Here is a 6,467-nt window from a genome sequence, read left to right as displayed (position 1 = left end):
TCGTCGTCACGCGCCCGCCCTGCCCGGTGCCGGGCACGGCGCCCGGGTCGACGCCGTGCGCGGCGGCGATCCGAGCGCCGACGGGCGAGACGAACGTCCGGCCGGTGCCACCGGCTGCCGCGGGCGCGGGCACGGGTGGCGTGCCGGCCGGCGGAGCAGCCGCTGGGGGCGCGGGCGTGGGCTCCGCGGGCGGCGCGGGAGCCGCCGGCTCTGCGGCCGCGGGCGCCTGGGCGACCGGTTCCGGCTCCGGCTCCGGCTCCGGTGCGGCGGGCGCGCCGGCCGGCGCGATCAGCGCGAGCACCGTCCCCACCTCGACCGTCTCGCCCTCCTGGACGAGGACCTGCGCGACGACGCCCTCTCCGGGGCTCGGCACCTCGGTGTCGACCTTGTCGGTGGAGATCTCGAGCAGGGGCTCGTCGAGTGCGACCGTGTCCCCCGGCTGCTTCAGCCACCGGGTGATCGTTCCCTCGGACACGGAGACACCCATCTGGGGCATCACGACCTCGGTCTGGGTTCCGGTGCTCACATCTCCTCCTGTGCGGGCGGCGCCGGGCCCGCCCTCAATATGCCGCCAGCTCCCTGAGCTCGCGGACGACGTCGTCGACCTGTGGGATGAACACCTTCTCGAGGTTGGGCGCGAACGGCACCGGCGAGTCGGGCGCCGCGAGGCGTCGCACGGGCCCGTCGAGGTGCTCGAACGCCTCGTCCGCGATCGTTGCCGCGATCTCCGCGCCGAACCCCCCGGTCCGGGTGTCCTCGTGCAGGACGAGCACCTTCGAGCAGCGGCGAACGCTCTCGAGCACCGTCTCGCGGTCCCACGGGATGATCGTGCGGAGGTCGACGATCTCGACGGAGACGTCGTCCTCCTGTGCGAGTCGCTGTGCCGCCTCGTCTGCCGTGTAGACCATCGCGCCCCACGTGATCACGGTCACGTCCGCACCCGGCCGGTGCGTGCGTGCCTGGCCGAACGGGACGGTGTAGCGCTCGTCGGGCACCTCGCCCTTGATGCGCCGGTAGAGGTGCTTGTGCTCGAAGAAGAGCACCGGGTTCGGATCCAAGATCGCGCTCGCCAGGAGCCCCTTGGCGTCGGCCGGCGTCGACGGGCACACGACCTTGAGGCCGGGGATGTGCGCGAACGAGCTCTCCGGGTTCTGGGAGTGGAAGGGGCCGCCCGAGAAGCCTCCGCCGGACGGCAGGCGCACGACGATCGGGATCGGAGTGCCGACCCGGAAGTGCTGCTTGGCCGCGACCGTCGTCAGGTGGTCCCACCCGCAGGAGACGAAGTCCGCGAACTGCATCTCCGCCACGGGCCGGAGGCCCATCAGCGCCGCTCCGGTCGCGCCGCCGAGGATCGCCGTCTCCGAGAGCGGCATGTCGATCACGCGCCACGGGCCGAACTCCTCCTGGAAGCCGAGCGTGACCTTGAACGCGCCCCCGTACACGCCGACGTCCTCGCCGAGCACGAACACGCGCTGGTCACGGCGCATCTCCTCGCGCAGCCCGTCGGAGATCGCCTGCAGGTAGGTCTTCTCGGGCATCGTCAGCTCACTTGTGGTGCGGGGTGTCGAGCTCCTCGGGCTGGGCGAAGACCCCGTCGACGAGCGTCGACGGATCGGGGAGGGGTGATTCCTCGGCGCGCTGGACGGCGTCGTTGAGGAGGCGCTTGACGCCCGACGTGATCTCGTCCTCCTCCTCGTCCGTCATGTCGGCGTGCTCTCGCAGCCACGACCGGTAGCGCTCGATCGGGTCCCGCTTCGCCCACTCCTCGAACAGCTCGCGCGGGACGTAGAAGGCGTCGTCGTGGACGGCGTGCCCCTCCATGCGGAGCGTGACGGACTCGATCAGCGTCGGCCCGCCGCCATCCCGGGCCTTCTCGATCGCCCGCTTCGCCTCGCGGTACACCGCGAGCACGTCGGTGCCGTCGACGACCACCCCTTCGAACCCGTACGAGGCGGCGCGGTCCGCCAGGTGCTCCACCGGGTACTCGAGGTACGACGGCGTCGAGTACGCCCACTGGTTGTTGTCGATCACGAACACGACCGGGAGCTTGCGCACGCCGGCGAGGTTCATGCCCTCGTGGGCGTCGCCGCGCGCCGCCGCGCCCTCGCCGCACCAGGCCACGGCGATGCGCTTCTCCTCGCGGATGCGGAAGGCGAGCGCCATCCCGACGGCGACCGGGAGCATCGCCGGCAGGTGGCTGACCATGGCGTGCAGCCCGAGGCTCGCGTCGCCGATGTGGACGTTCCCGTCGCGGCCCCGGGTCGGGCCGTCGGCGCGCCCCAGGTACTGCGCGAAGACCCGCCACGGCTCGAGCCCGCGTGTCACGTGCACGCCCATGTCGCGCTGCAGCGGCGTCCCGACGTCGTTCGGCGCCATCGCGGTCGCCACGCCCACCGACGACGCCTCGTTGCCGCGTCCCGTGTAGAACGACCCCGGGATCTTCCCCTGTTTGTAGAGGATGTGACCGCGCTCCTCGATCCCGCGGGTCGTGAGCATGTTGCGGTAGATGCCGAGCAGGTCCTCGCGGTCGAGGCCGGCCTCGTGGACTTCCTGGAGCGAGCCGACGGGCTCCGCTTCCCTCACAGCCATGCAGTCGCTCTCCCTCGTCGAGCGGTGGTCGCCTGCACTCTAGCGATCGGGTCTGTCGGCCCCGGCACGAGCGACCGGGCCCCCCGAGCCCACGTCGACAGCCTCCGTTCGCGCCCGCGACGGCGGCTCGGTGCGAGCGTGGCCGACGGCTGCCGATAGCCCCTCGCGCGGCGTCGGGGCGTGGTCGATGACGCTCGGGCGGCCGCGACGCGGGAACCATCGACAACCCGAGAGCGCCCCCAGCTCCCCGATGGGTCCACGACCCCCCAAGGGGGCTGCGGGGCCCCTACCGAAACGATCGCACGACTCGTGTCGCGGGACCGCTACCGATCCGTGCCGATTCCAGGCCGACCTGTCTACAGTGACGGCGATGGGCACGGGTGAAGAGCTGCGACCGCGACCGCGACGCAACTGGATCCAGGAGGAGCGCCGGCGGACGCTCGGTGACTGGGTCGCGTTCTGCCTCGCCTGCGGGCACACGGTGCGCTACTTCGAGGACTTCGAGGACGTGCTCCCGGCGGCCTGCCCGCACTGCGCGGGGGAGCTGCGGCACCGATGCCCCGCCTGCGACGCGCGGCTCCCGTCGGCGTTCCAGGTCGAGTGCGAGGAGTGCGGGGCGCCGGTACGCGACGCCGAGCTCTTCGGCGGGCCGATCCGCAAGCCCGGGCGCTAGCCGAGGAGCTCCAGCCGTCTCTCCGGGTCGTCGGCGGGGGACGAGGCGTGCTGCCGCTCCGGTCGCGCTCCGAGGCCGTCGCGCACGACGGGAACGGGTCGTGGTCACACGCGACGGACGTCGATCACCGGGCGGCGACGGTCACGGGCGCCGTGCCTGCGACGGGTGCATCGGTCGCCGGCATTCCTCGCAGGCGAGCGAGGACGCCGTGCGCGGGCTGGGGCGGCTCAGAACATCGTGCCGACGATGCCGGAGAACCGGATCACGGTCACCGTGTCGTCGACGGTCACGTCGCGGTTGTAGAGCTTCGACAACCACTCGACGAACTCGTCGAGCCGCCGGATCTCCGGGTTGTCGTGCTCGATGTCGCGCGGTGAGAGGTCGCCGAGGCGCGTCACCTCGACCTTGTCGATGACCGCGTCGAAGATCTTCTCGCGCTGCCCGTACCGCACGCCGACGAGCACCGAGACGATCATTCCCTTCTTGTACTTCCCGGACTTGTCGCCGAGACGGATCGTCGCCGTCTTGCGGCCGGAGCGCAGCTGGTCGCCGACCGACGGCGAGTAGAAGTTGAGCGCGTACATCGGCACGGCGAGGCAACTATAGAGCGTCGGCCGCCAGCGCCTCCACCGCGCGCTGCGCGATCTCGCGCTCACCGCGGTAGGCGAGGAGCGACGGGGCCGTCTCGAGGGGGACCCAGCGTGTCTCCGCCACCTCGAGCTCCATGCCGGGCGGAAGCGCCCCGAGCCTGCCGCGGACAGGTCGGACGAGGAAGAACCGCACGACCTTGAAGACGCGCTCGCCCTCCCACGTGTACACGTACCGGACGTCGCCCAACATCGCGACGATCCGCCCCTCGACGCCGGTCTCCTCGGCGGTCTCGCGGAGCGCGGCGTCCGCACCGGACTCCCCGGCGTCGAGGAGCCCCTTGGGCAGCACCCACGTGCCCTCGGGCTTGCCGCGTGGTCGGATCACGGCGATCCATTCGCGGCCGCGCATCCTCCGCGCGAGAACCCCACCGGCCGAGCGTTCGCGGCGCACGGGACGGTTGTACCACCCCGGCACGCGATGTGAGCTGCTCCGACTCAGGTCAACCGCGACGGTCGGCACACGCTGTGGTAGAGTGCCGAATCGGCACTCTCCTATGTGGAGTGCCAGACAGATCAAACCAACAGTCTCAGGGAGGCCAGTGCATGAACCTGCAGCCCCTCGGTGACCGCATCATCGTCGAGGTCCTCGACGAAGAGGAGATGACGGCGAGCGGCATCGTGCTACCCGACACCGCGAAGGAGAAGCCGCAGCGCGGCAAGGTCCTCTCGGTCGGCCCCGGCCCGCGGGACGAGGACGGGGAGTACATCAAGATGGACGTGGAGGAGGGTGACGAGGTCATCTTCTCCAAGTACGGCGGCACCGAGATCAAGATCGGCGCCGACGAGGTCCTGATCCTGCGCGAGTCCGACATCCTGGCCAAGGTCGTCGGCGACCGCGCGGCCGTGTAGGGACGAGGCCAGCCTCTCCCGCGTTCCAGGTACTGCGATAGGAGGAAACGAAGCAGATGGCTCACAAGGAGCTCAAGTTCAACGAGGACGCGCGCCGCGCGCTCGAGCGGGGCGTCAACATCCTCGCCGACGCGGTCAAGGTGACCCTCGGCCCGAAGGGCCGCTACGTCGTGCTCGACAAGAGGTTCGGCGCGCCGACGATCACCAACGACGGCGTCACGATCGCCCGCGAGATCGAGGTCGAGGACCCGTTCGAGAACCAGGGCGCGCAGCTCGTGAAGGAGGTCGCCACCGCGACGAACGACGTCGCCGGTGACGGCACGACGACGGCGACGGTGCTCGCACAGGCGATCGTGCGCGAGGGCCTGAAGAACGTCGCCGCCGGCGCGAACCCGATGGGGCTCAAGCGCGGCATCGAGAAGGCCGTCGACGCGGTCGTCGAGGACCTGAAGAAGCAGTCGACCGAGGTCGCCGGCAAGGAGGACATCGCCCGTGTGGCCACGATCTCGTCGCGCGAGCGCGAGATCGGCGACGTCATCGCCGACGCGATCGAGAAGGTCGGCAAGGACGGCGTCGTGAACGTCGAGGAGGGCCAGACGTTCGGTCTCGACCTCGAGTTCACGGAGGGCATGCAGTTCGACAAGGGATACCTGTCGCCCTACATGATCACGGACGCCGAGAGCATGAAGGCGGAGCTCGAGGAACCGTACGTGCTGATCGCGAACCAGAAGATCGGTGCGGTGAAGGACCTGCTGCCGGTGCTCGAGCAGGTGATCCAGGCCGGCAAGCCGCTGCTGATCGTCGCCGAGGACGTGGAGGGCGAGGCGCTCGCCACCGTCGTCGTCAACAAGCTCCGCGGCGTGTTCACGGCCGTCGCCGTCAAGGCGCCGGGCTTCGGCGACCGCCGCAAGCGGATGCTCGAGGACATCGCGATCCTCACCGGTGGCGAGGTGATCACCGAGGAGATGGGCCTCAAGCTCGAGAACACGAAGCTCGGCCAGCTCGGACGGGCCCGCAAGATCGTCGTCGACAAGGATGCGACCACGATCGTCGACGGCGCCGGTGACTCCGAGGCGATCAAGGCCCGCATCAAGCAGCTGAAGGCCGAGGTCGAGAACACCGACTCCGACTTCGACCGCGAGAAGCTCCAGGAGCGCCTCGCGAAGCTGTCGGGCGGTGTCGCCGTCGTCAAGGTCGGCGCTGCCACCGAGACGGAGATGAAGGAGAAGAAGCACCGCGTCGAGGACGCGCTCCAGGCGACCCGCGCCGCCCTCGAGGAGGGCATCGTCGCGGGCGGCGGGGTCGCGCTGCTCAACGCCGCCGACTCGGTCAGCAAGGACTTCGGGGAGCTCGAGGGCGACGAGAAGACCGGCGTCACGATCATCATGCGGGCACTCGAGGAGCCGCTCCGGCAGCTCGCGCAGAACGCGGGGCTCGAGGGCTCCGTCGTCGTCGACAAGGTCCGGACGGCCAAGAAGGGCCACGGGCTCAACGTCGAGGACGGCGAGATCGAGGACCTCGTCAAGGCCGGCATCATCGACCCGACGATGGTCACCCGCTCGGCGCTGCAGAACGCCGCGTCGATCGCGAAGAACATCCTCACCACCGAGGCGGTCGTCGTCGAGGCTCCCGACACGGAGTCGGTCGGCGCCGGCATGCCGGACATGGGCGGGATGATGTAGGCAGCCCCCGGGCTGACACGCGTC

At 70.5% G+C, this 6,467-nt stretch carries 8 protein-coding genes; 3 read left to right on the top strand and 5 right to left on the bottom strand.

What is annotated here, in order from left to right; translation table 11 throughout:
• The 3 genes from AC162C_RS05200 to AC162C_RS05190 all read right to left on the bottom strand — a co-directional run.
• Nucleotides 1-526, bottom strand: a 526-nt coding sequence (locus AC162C_RS05200; protein WP_484096618.1) for a biotin/lipoyl-containing protein, incomplete at its 3' end; no start/stop codon positions are given.
• A 34-nt stretch (nt 527-560) separates the two neighbouring features.
• Entirely contained in the window at nt 561-1,538 is a 978-nt protein-coding gene (locus AC162C_RS05195; protein ID WP_484096617.1) for an alpha-ketoacid dehydrogenase subunit beta, read from the bottom strand.
• Between the two features lie 7 nt (nt 1,539-1,545).
• Nucleotides 1,546-2,589 carry a thiamine pyrophosphate-dependent dehydrogenase E1 component subunit alpha gene (locus AC162C_RS05190; RefSeq protein WP_484096616.1) on the bottom strand — a complete coding sequence of 348 codons (1,044 nt, stop codon included), beginning with the start codon at nt 2,587-2,589 and terminating at the stop codon, nt 1,546-1,548.
• A 370-nt stretch (nt 2,590-2,959) separates the two neighbouring features.
• Here AC162C_RS05190 and AC162C_RS05185 point away from each other — a divergent pair, with 370 nt between their 5' ends.
• Nucleotides 2,960-3,262 carry a hypothetical protein gene (locus AC162C_RS05185; RefSeq protein WP_462972764.1) on the top strand — a complete coding sequence of 101 codons (303 nt, stop codon included), beginning with the start codon at nt 2,960-2,962 and terminating at the stop codon, nt 3,260-3,262.
• Between the two features lie 227 nt (nt 3,263-3,489).
• Here AC162C_RS05185 and AC162C_RS05180 read toward each other — a convergent pair whose 3' ends face one another.
• Nucleotides 3,490-3,846 (bottom strand): ASCH domain-containing protein, encoded by a 357-nt coding sequence (locus AC162C_RS05180; RefSeq protein ID WP_462972813.1) that lies wholly within the window; start codon nt 3,844-3,846, stop codon nt 3,490-3,492.
• A 16-nt stretch (nt 3,847-3,862) separates the two neighbouring features.
• Entirely contained in the window at nt 3,863-4,303 is a 441-nt protein-coding gene (locus AC162C_RS05175) for an NUDIX hydrolase (protein ID WP_484096615.1), read from the bottom strand.
• 152 nt (nt 4,304-4,455) lie between these two features.
• Here AC162C_RS05175 and groES point away from each other — a divergent pair, with 152 nt between their 5' ends.
• Nucleotides 4,456-4,761 (top strand): co-chaperone GroES, encoded by a 306-nt coding sequence (gene groES, locus AC162C_RS05170; RefSeq protein WP_462972762.1) that lies wholly within the window; start codon nt 4,456-4,458, stop codon nt 4,759-4,761.
• 56 nt (nt 4,762-4,817) lie between these two features.
• A complete protein-coding gene (gene groL / locus AC162C_RS05165) occupies nt 4,818-6,443 on the top strand; it encodes a chaperonin GroEL (RefSeq protein ID WP_484096614.1) in 1,626 nt (541 codons plus the stop codon).
• Nucleotides 6,444-6,467: the final 24 nt, after the last annotated feature.

This window comes from Gaiella sp., from assembly GCF_057140465.1.
The sequence above is the reverse complement of the archived record's forward strand: the minus strand, read 5'-3'. Positions and strand labels throughout refer to the sequence as shown.

Excerpts from the sequence above, each read along its gene's own strand:
- AC162C_RS05195 (WP_484096617.1), bottom strand. The coding sequence starts at position 1,538 with ATGCCCGAGAAGACCTACCTGCAGGCGATCTCCGACGGGCTGCGCGAG.
- AC162C_RS05190 (WP_484096616.1), bottom strand. The coding sequence starts at position 2,589 with ATGGCTGTGAGGGAAGCGGAGCCCGTCGGCTCGCTCCAGGAAGTCCAC.
- AC162C_RS05185 (WP_462972764.1), top strand. The coding sequence starts at position 2,960 with ATGGGCACGGGTGAAGAGCTGCGACCGCGACCGCGACGCAACTGGATC.
- AC162C_RS05180 (WP_462972813.1), bottom strand. The coding sequence starts at position 3,846 with ATGTACGCGCTCAACTTCTACTCGCCGTCGGTCGGCGACCAGCTGCGC.
- groES (WP_462972762.1), top strand. The coding sequence starts at position 4,456 with ATGAACCTGCAGCCCCTCGGTGACCGCATCATCGTCGAGGTCCTCGAC.
- groL (WP_484096614.1), top strand. The coding sequence starts at position 4,818 with ATGGCTCACAAGGAGCTCAAGTTCAACGAGGACGCGCGCCGCGCGCTC.